Source organism: Streptomyces sp. NBC_00490 (assembly GCF_036013645.1).
GTDB classification, from domain to species: Bacteria; Actinomycetota; Actinomycetes; order Streptomycetales; family Streptomycetaceae; genus Streptomyces; species Streptomyces canus_F.
Genome location: NZ_CP107869.1, coordinates 8,573,146 through 8,593,846 on the forward strand (window position 1 = coordinate 8,573,146; position 20,701 = coordinate 8,593,846).

Here is a 20,701-nt window from a genome sequence, read left to right on the forward strand (position 1 = left end):
CGTCAGCCGCGGGCGGCCAGCCGCCACAGCGAGGTCGTCTCCCTGGCGCGGGCCGCGTGGAGGGGATCACCGGGGTCCGTCGCGCGGCGGTGACGCGGCCTGGTGTCGATCCTCCCGCGTACCCGCAGCCCCGCGCCGTCGATCGCCGACAGCAGCTCGCCGCGTGAGCGAAGCCCGAGATGCTCGGCCAGGTCCGACAGGACCAGCCAGCCCTCGCCGCCCGGCGCGAGATGGCCGGCCAGTCCGTCCAGGAAGCCGTGGAGCATGGTGCCGCCCGGGTCGTACACGCCCTGTTCCAGTGCGGAGGACGGCCGGGCCGGTAGCCAGGGCGGGTTGCAGACGACGAGGTCGGCGCGCCCTTCGGGGAACAGTCCCGGACCCGTCACCTCGACGCGCTCGGCAAGGCCCAGCCGTCGGGCGTTCTCACGGGCGCATTCCAGGGCGCGCGGGCTGATGTCGGTGGCCGTGACGCGGCCGACTCCCCGGCGGGCCAGCACGGCGGCGAGCACTCCCGTCCCGGTGCCCAGGTCGAACGCGGTGCGGAGAGCCGGCCCGGGGAGGGGCGCCGTCGCGACGAGGTCCACGTACTCGCCCCTGACCGGGGAGAACACGCCGTAGTGGGGGTGGACGCGGGCGCCGCCGAGGGCGGGCACCTCGACGCCCTTGCGGCGCCACTCGTGGGCGCCGAGCACGCCCAGCAACTCCCGGAGGGAGACGACCACGGGGCCGCGGGGCGGACCGTAGGCGGCGGCGCATGCCTCGCGGACGTCCGGGGCCCTGCGCAGGGCCAGAGTGTGGTCGTCCGCCAGCAGCACCACCAGGCGGCCCAGGACCCGGGCACGGTGGCCACGGGCCCTGCGGTACAGGTGGAAGGACTCGCTCGGGCCGGCGCCGGGCCGTGGCGGCTTGCGGTCGACGCGACGGCCGACGGCCTCCAGGAGGCGGCGCGCGTGGTGGAAGTCGCCCTGCCAGAGCAGCGCGGTGCCCTCGCAGGCCAGACGGTGGGCGGTGTCGGCGCGCAGGCGGTCGTCGGCGACGAGGACGCGTCGAGGGGCGGGGGCCGCGCTCTCGGAGTGCCAGCGGGCGTGTCGGACGGTGTCGGTGCGGGGCTCGGTCCAGGAGACGGTGGACACGGTGAACTCCTCGTGGTCGAACGTGCGGATACACGAAGAGCACTTCGACGAGGAGCACGAGAAGCGGCCGACGCGATGGCGTGGCCGCGGGTGAAAGGGCAGGTGGGCTCTCGGTGAGCGCCGGGGCTACCGCTCCCGCGTCGAAGCGCGAGCGGGGACGTCGCCGAGCACCATGCCTAGTGTCATGACCTGTCCTGTCGGGGCTGTGGGGGCTGCCGGGAGGGAACGGCAGCAGGCTCGCACGTGGCCTCGCCGCCGGGCAAACCGTTTGCGGGGTGCGGCCCACCGTCACCGCGGTGGGCCGCACCCCTGGGAATCACCGGAGGGCGGCGCTCACAACTCCTTGATCCTGATGTCCCGGTAGGAGACCACGTCCGTGATGCCGTGCACCTGGAGTCCGAGGTAGCCGGAGGCGAACCGTCGCCCGTCCGTGCCCGGGTCGTCCGAGCGGGGCGGGGTGAAGTCCTGGCCGCCGATGTTGTCGAACTCGTTGATCAGCACACCGTTGCGGTAGACCGAGTAGTGCTGGTCGACCACCCGGATCTCGTAGTCGTTCCAGGTGCCCTTCTGGGTCACGCCCGCACCGGCCAGGCCCACGCGGTCGAATCCGTAGACCGAGCCCGTCTTGTACATGTCGCCGTCGGGCCGGTCCAGGACCTGCACCTCGTGCCCGTACTTGATGGCGACCCACTCCGGCCGTGACTCCTCCGGATGGTCGTGGATCCACGGGAAGCGCACGAGCACACCCGAGTTGGTGTTGCCGGCGCCCGGCGCGTCGTCCCGCCACTGCAGCCGCAGCGAGAAGTCGCCGTACTTGCGCTCCGGGAACCACAGCATGCCGAGCCCGTCCCTGGTTGTGCCGGAGGTGATCGAGCCGTCGGCGTTCAGCCCGAACGAACCGCCGCCCACCTGCTGCCACTTGGCGAACGACGCGGCGGTGCCGTCGAGGATGGTCCGATAGCCCTCGGTCTGCCCGGGCGTGCCGATCCCGGACTGCCGGGCGGCCTTGTGGATCGCGTTGTACTCGCGCTGGTCGACGACGCCTTCCTTGAGGAGCTTGTCGAGGACCGTCTTCACGTGCTTGACGAACAGCGCGTGGGAGGTCCACTCCTTCTCGTCCTCAATCAACTCGTTGATACGGCACCGGCTGTTGGTGAGCCGGTTGGGAACCCCCGAGTCGACCTCGCCGACGATCACCGTCAACCGCTCGTCGAACTCCGGGCAGTTGGGGGCGGGGACCTGGCTGGAGACGACGGTGAAGGTCACCGTGCGAGCGGCGGCGGTGTTGCCGGCCTTGTCGGTGGCCCGGTAGGCGAGGGTGTGGGTGCCGGCACGGTCGACGACCACCGGTGTGGTGTAGGCGATGTACGGTCCACCGTCGATCGAGTACTCGATCCGGTCGACACCGGAACCGTGCTCGTCCGTCGCGCTCACGCTCACCCTGGCGGTGCCGACATAGGCCCCGGCCGCGTTCTTCGTGCCCTCGACCGTCACCCCCGTCACCGGCGGTGTGGTGTCCGGGGTGGGTGTCGCGACGACCGTGAACCGGACGCTCTTCTCGGCGGCGACGTTGCCCGCCTTGTCGGTGGCCCGGTAGCGCACGGTGTGGGTGCCGAGCTGATGCACCATCACGGGCGCGGTGTACGCCTGCCAGGCACCGTCGCCGACGGCGTACTCGATGGTGTTGACGCCGGAGCCGGTGTCCGAGGCGGACACGGTCACCGTCGCCATGTCGAGATACGCCCCGTCCGCGTTCCGCTCGCCGGTCACCGTCGCCGAGGTGTCCGGGGGAGCGGTGTCGTCGGAGGGCGGCGGGACCACCGTGAACCGGACGCTCTTCTCGGCGGCGACGTTGCCCGCCTTGTCGAGCGCCCGGTACCGGATCTGGTGACTGCCGACCTGGTCGACGACGACCGGGGTGGTGTACGGCAGCCAGTCACCCGAATCGCCGACCGCGTACTGGATGCCGTCGACCCCGGACCCGCCCTCGTTGTCCGTCGCGCTGATCGCGACACTCGCCGAGCCGACGTACTCGCCCTGCGCGTTCTGTGTCCCGGTCACCTGCGCCGCCGTCGTGGGCGGGGTGGTGTCCTCGCCGGTGCCCTCGCTCACCACGAGGATGCCCTGCATCTGTCCGTGGCCCGGGATCGTGCAGTGGTAGAAGTAGCGGCCCGGGGTGAGGGTGACCTCGGCGGTGTGGCGGCCGCCCATGTCGTCGTTCGGGTTGGCGAGGATGTTGAGTTGCACATCGCTGTTGAACTCGGGGTCCGAGGTCACGAACGTCAACGTGTGCGGCATGCCGGTGGTGTTGCCGGTCGTCACGCTGTTCTCGAAGACGATCGTCGCCTGACCCGCCACCGCGGTCGTCGGCGCCGACGTGTACTTGGTGATGTCGTCGCCGGCCGTCCAGGTGAGTGTCTGGGCGGCGGCAGCCTGCGCCACGGGCTGCTGGGCGGAGACGGGTGCCGACTGCAGCCCGAGCATGATCAGTACGGCGGCCAGCAGGGCCGTCCAGATTCTTCGTCGCTGTGTCACCGAGCGGCCCCCCTCGCCAGCTGACCGGCGGCCGGAGTGGGACCGCCGCCCTTGTAAGTGACCTGCCACAGCGCCGACTTGGCGTCCGAGGTGAAGAAGCCGCGACCGTAGTCGAGCACATACAGCGAGCCGTCCGGACCGAACTTCCAGTCCATGAGGTTCTTGATGCCGTCGTTGCCGATGGGCACGATCTTCTTCAACGACTCGGAGTGCACGGGCAGCCCGCCGTCCCCGTGCGTCTTCGGGTCGGTGATGACGGCGTTGCGCGGCTGGTCGGCGTCGTAGAAGTCACCGACGAACCACTTGCCGTCCCAGTACGCGGGCCACTTGACCTCGCTGGCGCTCGCCGTGTCGTAGCGGTAGACCGGTCCGTTCATCGCGGCCTGTCCGCCGCCCTTCAGCCACGGCAGCAGATACGTCGACTCCTCCTGCTTGTAGGAGGGGATGCCGTTCGCGTCGCGCGGGAAGTCCGGTGCGCCGCCCTGGGGCGAGTACCAGATGTTGTTGCCGGTGACCGGCGGAAGGTTGACGAGGCCGTCGTTGTTCGGGGACTCGTTCTTCGGGTGGTCGCAGTCGTACCAGCCCAGCGGCTTCGTCGGGTCGGGCAGGTTGCGGTCGCGGTAGGGCTGCTTGTTGCCCATGCAGTACGGCCAGCCCCGGTTGCTCGCCTTGGTGATGACGGCGAACGTGTCGTACTTGGCCGGACCCCAGGTCGTCGAGGGCGCCGAGGCGTCAGGGCCGACCCAGCCGGCGTACAGGATGTCGGTCTTCTGGTCGACGAAGATACGGGCGGGGTTCCTGACCCCCATCACATAGATCTCGCCGCGGGTCTTGCCGCCGCCCTCGTCGGTCTCCTGCCCGGTGAAGAGGTTCCCGGCGGGCAGCGTGTACGTCCCGTCCGGCTCCGGGTGGATGCGCAGGATCTTGCCGTTGAGGTTGTGGGTGTTGCCGGCGGTGCGCCGCGCGTCGGCGAAGGAGACGCCCTTGTAGTTCGGCTCCGGGTTGTTGCCGGAGTAACCACCGCTGAAGCCACTGGAGTTGTTGTCGCCGGTCGCGATGTACAGGTTGCCCTTCGAGTCCCAGGTCATCCCGCCGCCCGCGTGGCAGCAACTGTGGATCTGCACCGGCCACTTCAGCAGCACCTTCTCGCTGCCCAGGTCCAGCTTGTTGCTCGCCAGGTCGAGCGTGAACCGGGAGACCCGGCGCTCGGCCATGCGCGTCTCGCGGTTGATCTGCGCGTGCGGTGTGTAGTGCAGATACACCCACCCGTTGTTCTCGAACCGCGGATCGAGCTCGATGCCGAGGAGCCCCTCCTCGACCTTGACCAGCTCGTCGCCGCCGCCCTTGTTGCCGAAGACCGTCAACGCCCCCGCGAGGGTGACCTTTTTGGTCTTCGGGTCGTAGACATGGATCTCGCCCCGGCCCTTGCCGATGTCGGGGTTGTTCCAGTCGGTGATCACGGGCTGCGAGGAGTCCGCGCCGCCCCGGCCGATGTAGAGCACCCGGCCGTCGGGCGCGGTGACCAGGCCGTGCGGCTCGCCGATCTGGTCGTTCTGCCCCGCCTGGTTGGGCTGGGTGAGGCGCTCCGCCTTGTAGTTGCCGGTGATGGTCGCCTTGCAGTCGGCCTGCACCAGCCGCGAGGTCCACAACAGGGCGCCGCGCAGATGCGTACGGAAGTCGCTCTCGTCGTACGACGACACCGTGCCGCCCATGCCGGTGTAGAAGGAACGGCCGCCGTCGTAGTCACGGCACCAGCTCACCGGGTGGTCCCAGCCGTTCTTGCCCGCTCCCGGCTGATACGTCGACTCGCGGACCCGGGCCACGGTGTGGACCTCACCCGACGGGTTCCTGGCCCAGTTGAACCACTGGTCGGGCCGCTTCCACTGCACGGGCAGATCCTTGGTCGCCGGATGCCGACGGTCCCCGACCTCGACGACGGCCCGTTGTACGGCGGTTGGGCTGGAGGCCGCCGGGCGGGCGCCGACCAGTCCGGTGAACCAGTCCGAGTACGGCTCGGCGCGCGCCGCGTCATGGACGCCGACGAAACCGCCGCCCGCCTCCATGTAGGCCTCCAGACCGGCCTCCTGCTCCGGATCGAGGATGTCACCGCCGCCGGTCAGGAAGACGATCGCGTTGTACCGCCCGAGCTTCGTCTCGTCGGTGAACACCGAGGCGTCGTCGGTGGCCACCGTCGTGAACCGCTGCTCCGTCGGCCCGGACAGGCCGATCTTCTCGATCGTCTCGATCCCCGCGTTCACGACCGGCGACTCCTCCCCGGCCGCCGCGGAACCGTAGAAGACCAGTACGCGTACATTCGCGCCGCCTGGCGGCGACTTCACGGACATCGTTGTCAGGGGTGGTTCCGGGGCCGGACGCGCGCTGGCGGCGGGACCCGACAGCAGTCCGGCGACGACGATCCCGGCGGTCACGCCCGCCACGCCGACCCGTCTTCTCGCGCTCAGTCCTCGTAAGTGCATGGGCACCTCCTCGGTCACAGCAACAGCGCGATGGAAGCTAGACCTCTTTGCGCAACTCGCCAATACCTATGACCGAGTTGGGGTCAACTTTGTCCTGAGCGTGGAAAAACAGCGGAACGGCCGGTACCGTCTCACAGGTTCATCACAGGTACGTCTCCGCAAGTTCCGTATCAGGGTGGGGAGTTCCACGTGGACAGACGCGGGTTCAACCGACGAGTACTGCTGGGCGGCGCGGCCGTCGTGGGCAGCGGAGCCGTCGCGACATCGTTGTCGCTGGCGCCGGACGCCGCGAGCGCCGACGGGCCGGCCAGGACCGCACCGGCCGGGGGCGAGGTGAGACGCATCAAGCTGTACGCCGAGAAGCTCGCGGACGGGCAGCTGGGCTACGGCTTCGAGAAGGGCAAGGCGACGATCCCCGGCCCGCTCATCGAACTCAACGAGGGCGACACGCTGCACATCGAGTTCGAGAACACCATGGACATCGCGGCGAGCCTCCACGTCCACGGCCTCGACTACGAAATCACCAGCGACGGAACCAAGTTGAACAAGAGCGATGTGGAGCCCGGCGGCACCCGCACCTACACGTGGCGCACCCACGCCCCCGGCCGCCGCAAGGACGGCACCTGGCGGGCGGGCAGCGCGGGCTACTGGCATTACCACGACCACGTGGTGGGGACCGAGCACGGCACGGTCGGTATCCGCAAGGGCCTCTACGGTCCGGTGATCGTGCGGCGCAAGGGCGACGTCCTCCCGGACAAGACGTACACGATCGTCTTCAACGACATGCTCATCAACAACAAGCCGGCGCACTCCGGGCCCAACTTCGAGGCCACGGTGGGCGATCGCGTCGAGTTCGTGATGATCACGCACGGCGAGTACTACCACACGTTCCACATGCACGGTCACCGCTGGGCCGACAACCGCACGGGCATGCTCACCGGCCCCGACGACCCGAGCCAGGTCATCGACAACAAGATCGTGGGCCCCGCGGACTCCTTCGGCTTCCAGGTCATCGCGGGGGAGGGCGTCGGGGCGGGCGCGTGGATGTACCACTGCCACGTCCAGAGCCACTCCGACATGGGGATGGTCGGGCTGTTCCTGGTGAAGAAGACGGACGGCACGATCCCGGGGTACGAGCCGCACGAGCACGATCACTGACGCGCGAGGTCGAACAGGGTCCATTCCGTGCCGGGGTGCTCCTGGAGGTAGAGGCGGGGGCCGCGGCAGACGACACGGCGGCTTCCGAGGCGGGTGCCGTCCGGGCGGGTGAGCCGGGTCGTCTCCAGGGTCTCGACCGTGCTCGCGGTGAGCCGGCCGGTGACGAGCCGGTCGTGTACGTCGCCGGGGCCGCCGAAGAAGGCGACAAGCCCGCCGTGGACGACGACGCCGTGGGCGTACCTGACCGGCGTGGTGCGGACGCGGGTCGGTCGGCCGTCCCGGACTTCCAGGAGAGGGAAGTCCGTGTACGGGTACGCCCAGGTGGCGCGATGGTCGACGTTGAGGGCGTAGCACTCGAGGACGGGCTGGTCGCCGGGAGCCGCTTCGTACTCCCACAGCGGCCTTCCCGCGCTGCTCCACCGGCGTATGCCGGGCTCGCTGAGCCGGTCGCCCAGGACGCCCTGGTCGAAGTGGCCGACCCATACGTGCCCCGACTCGTCGGTCAGGAAGTGCTCGATGCCGTCGCCCACCCGGAAGGTGCCCGCAGAGCAACCCATACCTGTACCTGGTCGTCCCCGGCGCGACTGCGCACATCGGCCAGCTCGAATCCGCCGTCCGGCAGGGCGTCGATCATCGGATGCCGTGGCCCCACCGCGCTCAGACGCGTCTCGTCCGCGTAGCCGCCCTCCACCGTGACCACGAGTGCGTCGTACGGACCGTGCGGGCTCCGAGTGCCGCAGAGCAGCCAATGCGCACGCCCGAAGGCGTCGACGGTGCTGTGCAGTACGTCCCGGTCGCGGTACTCGCGGGGCAGACGCGCGTACGGGGTCAGGTGGCGGTCAGCGGGCATGGGGCCTTCTCCCGGTCATACGGCGATGATCCGGGCGCCCCGGGCTCGTGAGCAACCGGATTGCGGGCCCCGGAGAGCGCTCTCACGACTCCTCCGGCCAGGGCTATCCTGATCCGCAACCGCGAGGAGGGCCCCGAAGTGACCGAGACAGCGCCGCGTCCCACGCTGGAGGCCGTGGCCGAGCGGGCCGGGGTCTCGCGGGCCACCGTGTCCCGGGTGGTGAACGGTGGGGACGGGGTGCGGGAGCCGCTCGTCGAGCGGGTCCGGCGGGCGGTGGAGGAGCTGGGGTACGTGCCCAACCAGGCCGCCCGCAGCCTGGTGACGCGCCGGCACGACGCGATCGCCGTCGTCGTCGCCGAACCGGAGACCCGGGTCTTCGCCGACCCCTTCTTCGCGCTGCAACTCAGGGGAATCAGCAAGGAGTTGACGGCCCACGACAACCAGCTGGTCCTGCTGCTGACCGAGGGGCGCGACGACCACGCCCGGGTCGGCCGCTACCTCGCCGGCGGCCATGTCGACGGGGTGCTCGTCTTCTCCCTGCACCTCGACGATCCGCTGCCCGGACTGATCCAGCGGGCGGGCATTCCGACGGTGTTCGGCGGGCGGCCCGGGTGGAGCGACGGCAGCCGTGACGTGGTGTTCGTCGACAGCGACAACCGGGGCGGGGCGCGGGACGCCGTACGCCATCTCGTGGGCCTCGGCCGTACGCGCGTCGCGCACATCACCGGTGCCCTGGACCAGACGTCGGCGGTGGACCGGCTGGAGGGGTTCCGGGACGTCATGGGGGACACCGGTCCGGAGCTGGTGGTCGAGGGGGACTTCACTCCCGGGGGCGGGGAACGGGCGATGCGGGAGCTGCTCGAGCGCTGCCCGGACGTCGACGCCGTGTTCGCCGCGAACGACCTCATGGCGTCCGGGGCGCTGCGGGTGCTGCGTGAGCGGGGGCGGCGCGTGCCTGACGACGTGGCCGTGATCGGGTTCGACGACATGCTGCCGGTGGCGGAACAGACCGATCCACCGCTCACGACGATCCGTCAGGACATCGAGGAGATGGGGCGGTTGATGGCCCGGCTTTTGCTGGGGACGGCCGGCGCCGCGTCCAGCGTCGTGCTGCGGACGACGCTGGTGCGGCGGGCGTCCGCCTAGGCCTCGTAGACGCGCAGCTTGTCCAGCGTCAGCTCCAGGAGGGCCATCCGGAAGCCGGGCTCCGTGTCGTCGCCGTCCTCGTGCTCGTTCGGCCGGTCGGGCCAGCCGTCCTGGCGCAGCCGCTCCAGCAGCTGAGTCCATCGCGCGGTCACATCTTTCGAGGGCTGCGTTCCGACATCCAGGAAGAAGCCGACGGAGCTGATGAACCGGGCCTCGACATCGGGCCGTTGGAGCTCGGCCGTCAACCGGTCGTACGCTCCGGGCTCGTCGCGGTGGAGTGCTCCGTCCACGCTCGCGACGCGCAGTCCCGGGTCGGCCGATCCGGCGTGGCCCGCGAGCGCGGCGGAGGCGGCACGGGAGTTGGCCTCCTCGGTACAGCCAATCGTGGCGAGGGCGTACGCCGCCGAGCGCACGACCTCGATATCGGGGTCGTGCTCCATCGCCTCGATCAGGGCGGCGACCGCCCGTGACTCCTCGGGCAGTCCGGCAGCGATGGTGTCCAGCCCGGCGGCGGCGTTCGCCCTCACCAGCGGGTCGGCGTGGCCGAGCGCCGCGAGGAACATCTCCACCGGCGGGTCGTCCAGGCGCCGGCCGGCGTGGAGCGAGGGATAGCAGCTCAGGACCTCGCTGAACGTGAACGGATCCTGGTCCGGTACGCAGAGACTGTCGAGCGTCTCGCGGACGGCGTCGTTCAGGCACACATGGTTGAACCGCAGCATGACGGACAGGGCCTCCACGCCCAGCGACACGCGATCCGGTTCGGCACTCCCGCACAGGTCGAGGGCCTCCCTGATGCGCAGGGCGGCCAGCTGCCGATCCGCCCAGGTCTCGTCATCAGGCGGTTCACAGTGGGAAACCAGCAGCGCGTGGCGGTCGGCGCTCCCCGCCGGGTGCGCCAGGGCCCGCTGCAAGGTCTCCCGGGTCTCGCGTCGCGTGCGTTCGATGTCGTCCGCGGGGAGCGGAGCGTAGCGGCGTACGGCGTCGTGGAGCAGCTCGACGGTCACGCCGAACGTGACCACGTAGTCGAGGGAGTCCGGGGCCGAACCGGACAGCTCATGGGTCATCCCGCCCTGCTCACGTACTCGCCGCAGCCGAGCGCCCACTTCCGCGGCCAACTCGTCGTCGACGGTTTCCAGCGCGGCCCCCGCCCCGAACTCGGCCAGCAAGGCGGTCCAGGCACGCACCAGTTCGACCGGCTCATCGGCATGGGCGGCGAACATCCGCTCCACGCGTTCCCGCACCGCCCGGTCCCGGCACACGGCATCGCAGAAGGGCCCTGCGACAGCGTCGAACCAGAGGGGAGACGGCTCCCGGTCCATCGCCTGCGCCAGCTCCCGTATCGCCCAGGCCGTGTCCTTCACCTGGGCGATCTCGCCGGCGGCGGGCACCCGCACCTCCGGCTCGGGCGACCTCAGCCGTACGGACAGCTCGCGCTGCCGCTCCTTCTCTTTCCGAGCCCGGCGCTCGGTGAACGTCCTGAACATCCCGACAGGCTACGGGCGCGCACCGACCGGCCTCCTCGCGGCCTCGTCAGCCCTGCCCCGGGTCGCTCTTGATCACCGCGAACCGCGCCCCGTACGGATCGGCCAGCTTGGCCACGCGGCCGACACCCGCCACGTCCGTGGCCGGCATCCGGACCGTGCCGCCGAGCTCCCGCGTCGTGGACACCACCGCGTCCGGGTCCGTGACCTCGAAGTACGGCAGCCAGTACGCGTCCGTCTCCCCGGGGGCCTCGGCCAGCGGCACGATGCCGCCGAACATGGCGTCCTCGGACGCGCCGGCGGGGTTGACGGTGGTGTACGTGCCGCCGGGGAAGTCGACGCCGTAGGTCTCCAGACCGAGGGCGGCGTTGTAGAAGAACGCGGCCGCGGGCTGGTCCGGGGTGTACAACTCCAGCCAGCACAGCGAACCGGGTTCCTGCACGACGTCGAGGCCCTTGTTCCGGGCGGGCTGCCAGATGCCGAAGGAGACACCCGCCTTGTCGGCGAGGATGGCCATGCGGCCCTGGTCCATGACATCCATCGGCTGCATCAGCACCGCGCCGTGCGCCTGCTCGGCGGCCTTCGCCGTGGCGTCCGCGTCCGGTGTCTGGAAGTACACCGTCCAGGAGGGCGGGCCCTGCTCCGGCGGGTTCTGCATGCCGGCCGCGGCCGTCCTCCCGTCGAGCTGGAAGAAGCCGTATCCGCCGGCCTCGGGCGGCCCCGGCTGGAACCGCCAGCCGAACAGCGCGCCGTAGAAGGAAGCGGCGCCGTCGATGTCGGGGGTGCCGAGATCGAGCCAGTTCGGGGCGCCGGTGACATAACGCGTGGTGAGCATCGTTGCCCTCCTTCGAAGGGTCCCGTCCACTGCACTGCCGAGTCTCGCACCGCCCACTGACAATCGCCCCGGGCGGTGACCATCCGTGTCCGGCAGGCCGCTCCCAGTTTTCCCGCGATTCCGCGCGCCGCCGTGCGCCACGCCACGCGGCGGAGGACCATCGAGGCGGCCGGGGGCCCGCGCACGCGGCGTTGATCCCGCGTTGATCGAACGTTTTTCGCCGCCCGGCACGATCCTCACCATGCTCATCGAAACGATCACCCCGCCCGGCCTGGACTGGCAGGACGAGGCGTTGTGCGCGCAGACCGGTGGAGACTTCTTCTTCCCCGAGCCGGGCAGCTCCGTACGGGAGGCGAAGCGGATCTGCGGCCTGTGCCCGATCCGCTCCGCCTGTCTGGAGTACGCCCTCGACAACGACGAACGCTTCGGTGTCTGGGGCGGCCTGTCGGAGAAGGAACGCCTGGAGATCAGGCGTACCTCTCACTGATCAGGCGTACGTCACACTGAACCGCCACGTCCCCGCCGGCACCCGCACGTCCTGGCCGGTCACGGCGAGCTCCTGCCCGTTCGCCTCGGCCGAGCGCACTTCGCCGAACCGGCACGGATAGACGAACCGCACCCCTTCCGGCGCTTTGGTGATGTCCACGGTGACCGTCCGCGCGGCCGGGTCGTGGGCGAGCCGGTAGCCGAACGGCGAGCCGAAGAGCGTGGGCGCCGCGTCCACGGTCACCCGTTCGCCGCCCGGCACCCAGTGCGGCCGTACGCCGGGAGCGATGTACAGGTGCGGATCGTGGTCCTCGTCGGCCTCGAAGAAGAGGATGTCGCGGATCAGCAGCAGATACTCGGCGGCCGCCCAGCCGTGCGGGATGTCGCCCATGTACCAGCGGCTGAACGGGACTTCGGCGAAGTCGGACGCCACCGGGTACGCGTGCTGCTCGTTCCAGGCGCCCAGTGCCGCCGCGCGCCCGGCCACGCTCGGGAAGCCCGCGTCCACCGTCCAGCCGAGCAGCTCGTCCATCCGCCCCGGATCACCGGCGAGCAGACAGGCGTGCGCCAACTGCATGGTCAGGTAGGGCCCGTACGCGTTCCAGGCGGCGTCGTGCCGGAAGCCGCCGCTGACGAAGTGCGCGTACATGGTGTCGAGCGTCAAGCGGGCCGCCCGGTCGATGTCGTCGCCCAGTTTGCTGCCCATGTGCAGCCGCAGCGGGTGGAAGTAGGCGGCCGTGCCGATCATCGTCGAGTCGCGCCGTCCGACGTCACCGGGGCCGGTCGGGATGTACGTCTCCCAGGCGCCGCGCCGCTGCTGCTCGCCCAGCACCCAGCGGATCGACTCGGCGGTGGCGCGCTTCAAGTCGTCGAAGGTGTCCCACAGTTCACCGGCCTCCGGCGCGCCGATGCGCTCGGCGAGCCGTGCGGCCTCGTAGAGCCCGGCCAGGCCCCAGAAGTCGTCCCAGTAGTGCGGCTTGTCGCGCTCGCCGAGGTGCTCGGCGCTCCAGCCGCTGTGCAACAGGCCGTACCGGTCGCGGTTGTCCCGCAGCCAGCGGGCCGCGTCGCGCACATAGGGGACGTACAACTTGGCCCCGAACGCCGCCCGTCGGCCGCTCGTGCGGTCGAACCGGCCGATCGCCCACAGGGCTTGGCCGTTGCTGTCCCACTCGCGGTCCTCCTTCTCGTGCGGGCCGCCGTAGAAGCCGTACTCGGCGCACGGACCGATCCGGCCCGTCCCGCGGTTGAACTTGAGCGGGTAGTGGGTTCCCAACTGCCGTTCGGCCAGTGCCGAGTCGCCGACGAGCGAGCATGCCGTCGCCTCGACGCAGGAGTCGCGGATCCAGAAGGAGTCGTAGACGGTCGGGCCGGGATGGATCTCGCCGTGGTCGGACAGGATCAGGAGCTGTGAACGCGCCTGGCGGAACTGGTCGGCGAGGTGCGCCACCGGGCGCGGCAGCCCCGGCTGGAGGCCTTGGCCGAGAAGCTTCGTCGTCCAGAAGTCCCGGTTGGAGGACTCCAGTTCGGTGGCCGGTGTGCCTCTGAGCTCGGCGAGGTCGGCGGAGCCGGAGAACTGGTCGACGGGCAGGCGTACGTCGATCTCGAAGACCTCGTCCTCGGCGATCTGGAACGGCCACGCGAACACCGCGCTGCAGAGCCCCGCCACCTGGTCCTGCGCCTCCAGGGCGCCGTTCAGTTTGCCGCCGACGGCCAGGTCGTGGAAGGCGCTGCGGGTGAGATACGAGGCGGGGTCCGAGGAGAAGTCCGGGTTGCCGTAGACCCCGTACTGCTGGGGCGCGGTGTCGAAGACCGGGCCCCAGCCCGCGTTGGTCTCCACCCGCTGCTCGTTCGGCAGATGGCGCAGGAACGTCAGCCGCCGGTCGGTGATCTGCCGTCCGTTGCGGTCGTGCCGCTGGAAGCCGCTGGGCCCGGCCGGCAGTACCGCCGCGCACAGCAGCCCGGTGCGCTCCTGTCCCGTCGGACTGCCCACGGTCACCCGCGTGACGACCAGGTCCCGTTGGTTCGCGCCGACGGTGCCGGCGAAGGTGCGCTGCACGAACTCGACGTCGTCCGCGGTGCGGAACGTCGTCAGCACGACCGGCAGATGCGGTGCCTCCAGCCGCTGCTCCACCCGCCCGCCGTCCGGGAGTTGGGGCAGCCGCACGGCGCCCGTGGCCGGATCGTGCAGGAAGAACGAGAGGCTGTACTTGTCGTAGACCGGCTCGATCTCGCCCGCCTGGCCGATCAGGGACTCCTGCCGGTGGTCCTTGACGCCGACCATGTGCCAGTACCGGTACAGGGCGTTGGAGGCGAAGGCCGCCTCCTTGGACTCGTAGGTGCCGGAGTCGAAGTCGTCGCTCCAGCGTCGGAAGGCCTGCTGCGCCCACCAGGGCACCGGGTACGGGACCTGTCCCCGACCCGCCCAGGCGCGCCACATGACCTCGTAGAACATCCACTCATGGGTCTGGGCCATGGTGTGTCACCCCCTTCGGGCACCGTTGCACCGACGAGGCCTCCCGTAAATCCGTGCGACCGGCCGTTCGGGGTGCGGTTAGGATCCGGGGGCGCGGTCCGGACGTAGCGCAGAGGCAGACGCGCCGCCCTCTCAAGGCGGTTACGCCGGTTCGAATCCGGTCGTCCGGATGCGTGCGCGGGGTCCCGTAGAGCAGAGGCAGACTCGCCGCCTTGTCAGGGCGGATACGCCGGTTCGAATCCGGTCGGGACCGCGGTACGGCGTTGACGGTCGGGGACGGGACAGGGGCGAGGCGATCATGGAGGCGGGACTGACCGTTTCGGGGCACGAGGCGGTCACCGAGGCGGAACTGGCCGCCTTCCACCAGGTCGTGGGCAAGTTGCGGGCCCTGCCCGTCGACGACCCGGTGCGGTTGCGCGCCGAGCAGGTCGCCGCCTCCTTCGCCCGCGACGGACGGCTGCGGCGGCGCAAGACACGGGGCGCCGAAGCCTCCGCCGCCGACGCGCGGGCCATGGCCGCGACCGCGACCGGCGCGCTGAGCCGCCGCGAGGACGCACCCCTGGCCGGGACCGGCGATCCAGGTGTCTTCCGCAAGCCGCGCACCTGCTATGTCTGCAAGTCGCCCTATCAACACGTCGATGCCTTCTACCACCGCCTCTGCCCCGCCTGCGCCGCCGACAACACGGCCCGGCGGCAGCTGAGCACCGACCTCGACGGGTGCCGCGTGCTGCTCACCGGCGGTCGGGTGAAGATCGGTTTCCAGCTGGCGCTGATGATGCTGCGCGACGGCGCGGAGGTCCTGGTCACCTCGCGTTTCCCGCACGACACCGTGCGCCGCTTCCGCGCCGAGCCGGGCAGCGGGAAGTGGCTCGACCGGCTGAGCGTGCTCGCCGTCGACCTGCGCGACCCGCGCCAAGTGCTCGGGCTGTGCGAGGAGTTGCGGCAGGAGGGTGAGCCGCTCGACATCCTCGTCAACAACGCCGCGCAGACGGTGCGGCGGCCGCCCGAGTCGTACGCGCTGCTCGCCTCCGGGGAGTACGACGCGCTGCCCGCGGGAGCGCGCAAGGCGCCCGGCTTCACGCCGATGCGGATGCTGGAGGGCGGCGCCGCGTCCCTGCCGGCGGCTCTGCGTGAGGCCGACGAGGCCGGACTGCTGCCCGATCCGTCCCCGGAGAACTCCTGGTCGGCGCGGCTCGGCGCCCTCGACCCGGCCGAGGTGCTGGAGACCCAGCTCGTCAACGCTCTCGCCCCGGCCCTGCTGTGCGACCGGCTGCTGCCCCTGCTGCTCGCCTCGCCGCGGCCGCGCCGGTACGTGGTGAACGTGACCGCGGTGGAGGGCCGTTTCGCCGTCCGCAACAAGATGGCCGGTCATCCCCACACCAACATGGCCAAGGCCGCCCTCAACATGCTCACCCGCACCAGCGCCGCCGAACTCGCCGAGCGGGGCGTCCACATGTGCGCCGTCGACACCGGCTGGATCACCGACGAGAACCCGGCGCCGAAGAAGGCACGCATGGCGGAGGCCGGGTTCCGGACACCGCTGGACGTGGTGGACGGGGCGGCCCGGGTGTACGACCCGATCGTGCGGGGTGAGGCGGGCGATCCGGTGTCCGGGGTGTTCCTCAAGGACTATCGGGAGGCGCAGTGGTGACATCGGACGAGGGGAAACGGTCGGCGCCGGACGGGTTCGCCGGTGTGCCGTCCGTCGTACCGCGCCCGGTCGCCGAACTCGCCCCACTGCTGGACTGGTTGCGCGCCGGACGCCCGGCCGGGGAACGGCTGGACTTCCCGGCGGGTACGGCGCTGCCCGACGGCCGCCTCGACCTGTGCAAGCAGGAGCTGGGCGCGGAGGGCGCCGCCCTGGTCGCCGAGGCGCTGGCCCAGGGGCCCTCTCCGGTACGGCATCTGCTGCTCGGCACCGACGGGCTGGGCGACGCCGGGGCGGCCGTCGTGGCCGCGGCGAGCGAGGACGTCGAGACGCTCTACCTCGGCTGCAACGGGATCACCGCGGGCGGCGCCTGCCGGATCGCCGACCAGTTGCGGGCCTCTCCGCAGGTGGTCACCGGGGTGTGGCTCAAACGCAATCCGCTGGGCGCCGGGGGAGGGCGGGCGGCGGCCGAACTCATCGAGTCCGCACGGTCGTTGCGCACCCTCGACCTCGTGCAGACCGGCCTCGACGCGGCCGGTGCCGTCGTCCTCGTCGACGCGCTGCTGGCGGCCGCCGACAACGGGCGCCGTATCGAGCGGCTCTTCGTCGGCGGCAACCCGCTGGGGGAGGCGGGAGCGGAAGCGCTCGGCGCGGTCGTGGCGGCGGGCGCGATCGACGAACTGTATGTGTCGGCCGCCCGGTTGGGGGACGCGGGAGCGCTGCGTCTGGCCGACGCCCTGGAGCGGGCGCCGCACGGACGGCTCACCTGTCTCGCCGTCGCCAGCAACGGGATCGGACCGCGGGCCGCCACCCGGCTGGTGACGGCGGCGACCGCGGCCGGGGTCACCCTGCTGGACCTCGGCCGGGTGCGCGCGGCGGCGGTCCTGGGCGCCGCCGACAACCACATCGACCTGACGGCGGCCGAGACGATGGCCGAGTCCTTGGCCGCCGTCGAGCACCGGCTGACCCACCTGGTCCTGACCCACACCGGCATGCGCAGCCGCGAGGCCCACCGCCTCCTCGACACCGCACCCCGCGCCGTCACGGCCACGCGCTTCGCCCTGGGCCACGGCATCGCCGCCAGCGTCAAACGCCGCCTGGAGGCGCTCAGCGCCCACCTTCCGCGCCCGGCGGTCCCCTCCGACGTGGCCGCCGTCCGGAGCGTGCACCGGACAGCCCCGCCCGACGCCTGAGACTCACCGCCTCCGCATCCCCACGAACACCTCCGTCCAGAACCGCTGCTGCCGCTCCGACGCCCCCACGAGATACGTCGCCCGCAGCTTCGCCGGCAGCAGCGCGACCAGCCGGGCCACCACCGCGCGGTGCTTCTTCAGCTGGGACAGCTCCGCGTTGGCGAGGATCTGGTGGACGACATCGCTGTCGTCGCCGCCCTCGTCGGTGTGCGCGGCGGCGCGACGCAGCCGGGCCTCCCACGCGTCGGCGTCACGGGCGAGCTCGCGCAGGCCCGTGACCTGGCGGCCCTTCAAGCGGTCCATGAGGGCAGTGAGCGGAACCGGCGCGTACTCGCCGTCGCCCAGATACACCGTGCCCATCTCCAGCGGCAGCCCGCGCCGGTGCAGCTTGATGAGCCGCTCCAGCGTGCGCTTGGTGATCCAGGCGCGGCCGTCGTCGTCGATGTCGTGCTTCCACCACTCCAGGACCGTCTCCGCGTCGGAACCGTAGTGGGCGAGCAGCCACTCGTTGGCCGGGATGTCCTGCGGTTCGACGGTCAGCGAGGCCGTGAAGCGCGTCGCCTGGGCGATGTTGTTCCGGGACACCAGAAGCTTGCGGCCGAGGTGGTACGGCGGGTTCTGGACGGCTATCTGGGCGCGCAGGTTCTCGATCCGCCGCCCGGCCAGCGACCACTCCTGGGTGATCTCCATGAGCTTGGCGAACGCGGCCTTGTCCTTGGGCCGGTTGTACTCGTCCCACACGATCACCTTCGGATCCGGACCCGTGAAGTGCGCGGCGAGCAGGTTGTCCAGCGTGCCGTCCGCCGACGGGATCGGCGCGCACAGGTCCTCGACGTTGGTCACCGGCAGCGAGAAGTACAGCGCGTCCCGGCCGAGCCCCTCGCGCACCGTCTCCCGCACCAGCTCCGTCTTGCCGCACCCGGGAGGACCCTGGAGCAGCACCGTCCAGCGGTTGCGCAGCGCGGCGCGCACCACCTGTCGGACCGGGTCGGGAATCGTCGAGGGGTTGGCCACGCCCACCGCCTCGGCGATCCGGTCCAGGATCTCGTGCGTAGGGTTCTGGCCGGGCTTGCCGTCCGGGCCCGGCTCCGCCAGCCGCAGCCGCTCCCCGTCGACCAGGGGCAGGCCCCAGCGCAGCGGGAAGCCCTCCTTCGCGTTGGCCAGGACATGGTCGAGGGTGCGCGGGGAGAGCCGCTCGCGCAGGGCGGGGGAGAGGGACGCCCACAGCGAGAACACCGGACGCAGGTCCCACGGGCGGTACTTGGCCGCCAGGTGCTTGCGCCAGGACGTGTCGTTGGCCGTGATCCGTATCGTGACCATGCGGTCCAGGAGCGCGAGGTCGCCGCGCCGGGACGAGGTCTCCGCGAGCGACTCGTTGTCCGTCAGGAACACCCCGACGCAGCCCAGGGCCCGCAGATCGTGCTCGCCCAGCGTCCAGTTGCACGCGATCTGCATCAGCTGCGACTGGATGGTGTCGCCCGCCTGCAACGAGTCGTCGATGAGCAGCACGAACGGTGTGCCGGGCTTCAGCCGGCTCATCACCAGCTGGCGCAGCACCAGTTCACCGGTGTGCGGATCGCGCACCGGCGCGTTGACGAGCAGATCGTCCGGCGTCAGGTTCGCCGCCGGCACGTACACCAGGGCGGTGTCCGGGTGGGCGCGGGCGAGGTGCGAGAAGAACGTCGCCGTCTTCCCGATGCCGTGCTCGCCGAAGATCTGGCCCGTCTGGCCCATGTCGATCATCGCGTCGATGAAGGACTCGAGCCGCGAGACGGTCGTCGATTGCCTTGTTTCCGTGGTCATTACCGCGATCCCGTGGTGACGCGATGGCAGTCCATCGCGGGTGTGTGCCTCTCGGGCCATTCGTCGCCGCCCTCCGTGATCAGCCAGATCCATTTGTCCGGCTCGGCGGGCGTGATCGCCGGCGCGTATCCGTCGGTGAGCACGACGACAGCGTCGGGGGTCTCCTCGAAACGCCGCCCGTTCACCTCCGTACGGCCCTCCACGTAGTCCGCAACGGCCTGGAAGCTCGTACCGCCACCGCCGTAGACCCGCTCGCCCGGCACGAACGGCATCACCACGGCGTCGAAGGACAGCCAGTGCGCCTCAACGCCGTCGATCCTGCCCACGAGTTCGGTGAGCCAGGTGATCACATGGTGCGGCATCGAGCCCGAGGTGTCGTACGCGACGACCAGCACCTTGTCCCGCACCGGGCCGCGCCGCGCCAGCATCGGATCCTGGCCGAGGGCCGCGAGCATGGCGCCGCGCTTCTTCGGGTACACCAGCCGCTCACCGTCACGCAGTCTGGAGCCGAGGACGTCGACCAGCCAGCGCTGCCACCAGTGGACCGTACGCGTGCGCGTGGTCTCGCCGCGCAGCATGCCCGCGCCCAGGTTCCCCCAGATCCGGGCCGCCCGGGCGTTGCCGCCCCGGGTGCGGTCCATGAGGTCGAGCAGCTCCCGCTCCGCGCCCGCGTGCCCGCGCCGGGCCGCCAGCAGGGAGTTGAGCAGCGCGGAGGAGGTCACCGCGTCGACGGTCTCCTGGTCGGCCGGGACGGGGGAGCCCTCCGAAAGACGCACGCACAGCCGGCGCTCCGGGACCGGCGGGCGGTGCATCCGCTTCAGCTCGCCATAAACCCGCAGGTCCGTCTCGGTGAACGTCTCGTACGACACCGGCTCCAGGCCGTGGGCCATGAGGTCCGCGCGGTAGCGGTCGTACACCTCGCGCGGGTCGATGCCGGTCGGCCGGCCGTCCAGCAGCGGCAGTTCGCGCCTGTCGAGCCGGATCAGTGCCACATGGTTGATGGACACCTCGGCGGCCAGTTCGAAGACCGGGTCCTCGTGCAGCTCGGGGTCGGCGAACAGATGGCGGTGCACGAGGTGGCGGGCCTCGTGGAACAGGACGAACTTCACGCCGTCCAGGCCGAGTCCGACGAAGAAGTCCGGGTTGAACAGCAGCAGACAGGTGCCGTCGCCGGACGCCACCACGGCCGCCGTGTCGATCGCGGTCGTCGGGATCTGGTGGTGGCACTTGGCGTACAGCCAGGACGCCACCGCCGACTGCGTCAGCCCGAAGTCCAGCAGCGCGGCCTCCTTGAGCCGCCGCGCCTCCGTCACCACCCCCGCATCCGCCGGGCGGTACGCCTCCAGTGCCCTGCGGTCGCCGAGGTCCACCACCGGGGGACGCCGCCCCCGCTCTCCGTACGCCATCCCGTGCCCCCCGTACTGGCCTGCCCCCGTGCCTCATTGGTACCAGGGCCCACCGACATCGGGCCAAGGCATTACGA

15 protein-coding genes and 2 tRNA genes are annotated in these 20,701 nt (G+C 71.0%); 7 read left to right on the plus strand and 10 right to left on the minus strand.

Annotated elements, in window-relative coordinates:
• Positions 1-2: 2 nt before the first annotated feature.
• The 3 genes from OG381_RS39015 to OG381_RS39025 form a co-directional block, all read right to left on the minus strand.
• Positions 3-1,133, minus strand: coding sequence for a class I SAM-dependent methyltransferase (locus OG381_RS39015; protein ID WP_327720683.1), 1,131 nt, complete (start codon positions 1,131-1,133; stop codon positions 3-5).
• A gap of 333 nt (positions 1,134-1,466) precedes the next feature.
• A complete protein-coding gene (locus OG381_RS39020; protein WP_327722673.1) occupies positions 1,467-3,617 on the minus strand; it encodes an OmpL47-type beta-barrel domain-containing protein in 2,151 nt (716 codons plus the stop codon).
• A gap of 47 nt (positions 3,618-3,664) precedes the next feature.
• On the minus strand, positions 3,665-6,145 hold the full coding sequence (locus tag OG381_RS39025) for a ThuA domain-containing protein (RefSeq protein ID WP_327720684.1): 2,481 nt from the start codon (positions 6,143-6,145) through the stop codon (positions 3,665-3,667).
• Between the two features lie 189 nt (positions 6,146-6,334).
• Here OG381_RS39025 and OG381_RS39030 point away from each other — a divergent pair, with 189 nt between their 5' ends.
• Entirely contained in the window at positions 6,335-7,303 is a 969-nt protein-coding gene (locus OG381_RS39030; RefSeq protein ID WP_327720685.1) for a multicopper oxidase domain-containing protein, read from the plus strand.
• On the opposite strand, the gene OG381_RS39035 is transcribed toward OG381_RS39030, so the two are convergent.
• The gene (locus OG381_RS39035; RefSeq protein WP_327720686.1) at positions 7,297-7,860 is read right to left on the minus strand and encodes a hypothetical protein; all 564 of its coding nucleotides are present in this window, start codon (positions 7,858-7,860) and stop codon (positions 7,297-7,299) included. The genes OG381_RS39030 and OG381_RS39035 overlap by 7 nt on opposite strands.
• Complete coding sequence (locus tag OG381_RS39040) at positions 7,806-8,153, minus strand: hypothetical protein (protein ID WP_327720687.1); 348 nt, start codon at positions 8,151-8,153, stop codon at positions 7,806-7,808. The genes OG381_RS39035 and OG381_RS39040 overlap by 55 nt, the downstream gene beginning before the upstream one ends.
• Positions 8,154-8,291: 138 nt before the next feature.
• Here OG381_RS39040 and OG381_RS39045 point away from each other — a divergent pair, with 138 nt between their 5' ends.
• Complete coding sequence (locus OG381_RS39045; protein ID WP_327720688.1) at positions 8,292-9,299, plus strand: LacI family DNA-binding transcriptional regulator; 1,008 nt, start codon at positions 8,292-8,294, stop codon at positions 9,297-9,299.
• On the opposite strand, the gene OG381_RS39050 is transcribed toward OG381_RS39045, so the two are convergent.
• Both OG381_RS39050 and OG381_RS39055 read right to left on the minus strand, forming a co-directional pair.
• Positions 9,296-10,783, minus strand: a complete 1,488-nt coding sequence (locus OG381_RS39050; RefSeq protein WP_327720689.1) for a HEAT repeat domain-containing protein — start codon at positions 10,781-10,783, stop codon at positions 9,296-9,298. The two genes, OG381_RS39045 and OG381_RS39050, sit on opposite strands and share 4 nt — an antisense overlap.
• 46 nt (positions 10,784-10,829) lie before the next feature.
• Complete coding sequence (locus tag OG381_RS39055; protein WP_327720690.1) at positions 10,830-11,615, minus strand: VOC family protein; 786 nt, start codon at positions 11,613-11,615, stop codon at positions 10,830-10,832.
• A gap of 241 nt (positions 11,616-11,856) precedes the next feature.
• Here OG381_RS39055 and OG381_RS39060 point away from each other — a divergent pair, with 241 nt between their 5' ends.
• Positions 11,857-12,102 (plus strand): WhiB family transcriptional regulator, encoded by a 246-nt coding sequence (locus tag OG381_RS39060; RefSeq protein ID WP_199924482.1) that lies wholly within the window; start codon positions 11,857-11,859, stop codon positions 12,100-12,102.
• Here the strand turns inward: OG381_RS39060 and OG381_RS39065 are convergent, their stop codons facing one another.
• Positions 12,103-14,574, minus strand: coding sequence for a hypothetical protein (locus OG381_RS39065; RefSeq protein WP_327720692.1), 2,472 nt, complete (start codon positions 14,572-14,574; stop codon positions 12,103-12,105).
• 98 nt (positions 14,575-14,672) lie between these two features.
• Between OG381_RS39065 and OG381_RS39070 the strand changes: the two genes are divergently transcribed.
• From OG381_RS39070 to OG381_RS39085, 4 genes are all read left to right on the plus strand, one after another.
• Positions 14,673-14,744 (plus strand) — tRNA-Glu (locus OG381_RS39070).
• A gap of 11 nt (positions 14,745-14,755) precedes the next feature.
• A tRNA-Asp gene (locus OG381_RS39075) sits at positions 14,756-14,827 on the plus strand.
• A gap of 45 nt (positions 14,828-14,872) precedes the next feature.
• Positions 14,873-16,225 carry an SDR family oxidoreductase gene (locus tag OG381_RS39080; RefSeq protein ID WP_327720693.1) on the plus strand — a complete coding sequence of 451 codons (1,353 nt, stop codon included), beginning with the start codon at positions 14,873-14,875 and terminating at the stop codon, positions 16,223-16,225.
• Entirely contained in the window at positions 16,222-17,415 is a 1,194-nt protein-coding gene (locus tag OG381_RS39085) for a ribonuclease inhibitor (protein ID WP_327720694.1), read from the plus strand. Before OG381_RS39080 ends, OG381_RS39085 begins: the two co-directional genes overlap by 4 nt.
• 3 nt (positions 17,416-17,418) lie before the next feature.
• Here the strand turns inward: OG381_RS39085 and OG381_RS39090 are convergent, their stop codons facing one another.
• Together OG381_RS39090 and OG381_RS39095 are read right to left on the minus strand one after the other, a co-directional pair.
• Positions 17,419-19,218 (minus strand): AAA family ATPase, encoded by a 1,800-nt coding sequence (locus OG381_RS39090; RefSeq protein ID WP_327720695.1) that lies wholly within the window; start codon positions 19,216-19,218, stop codon positions 17,419-17,421.
• On the minus strand, positions 19,218-20,624 hold the full coding sequence (locus tag OG381_RS39095) for a DUF2201 family putative metallopeptidase (protein ID WP_327720696.1): 1,407 nt from the start codon (positions 20,622-20,624) through the stop codon (positions 19,218-19,220). The genes OG381_RS39090 and OG381_RS39095 overlap by 1 nt, the downstream gene beginning before the upstream one ends.
• Positions 20,625-20,701: the final 77 nt, after the last annotated feature.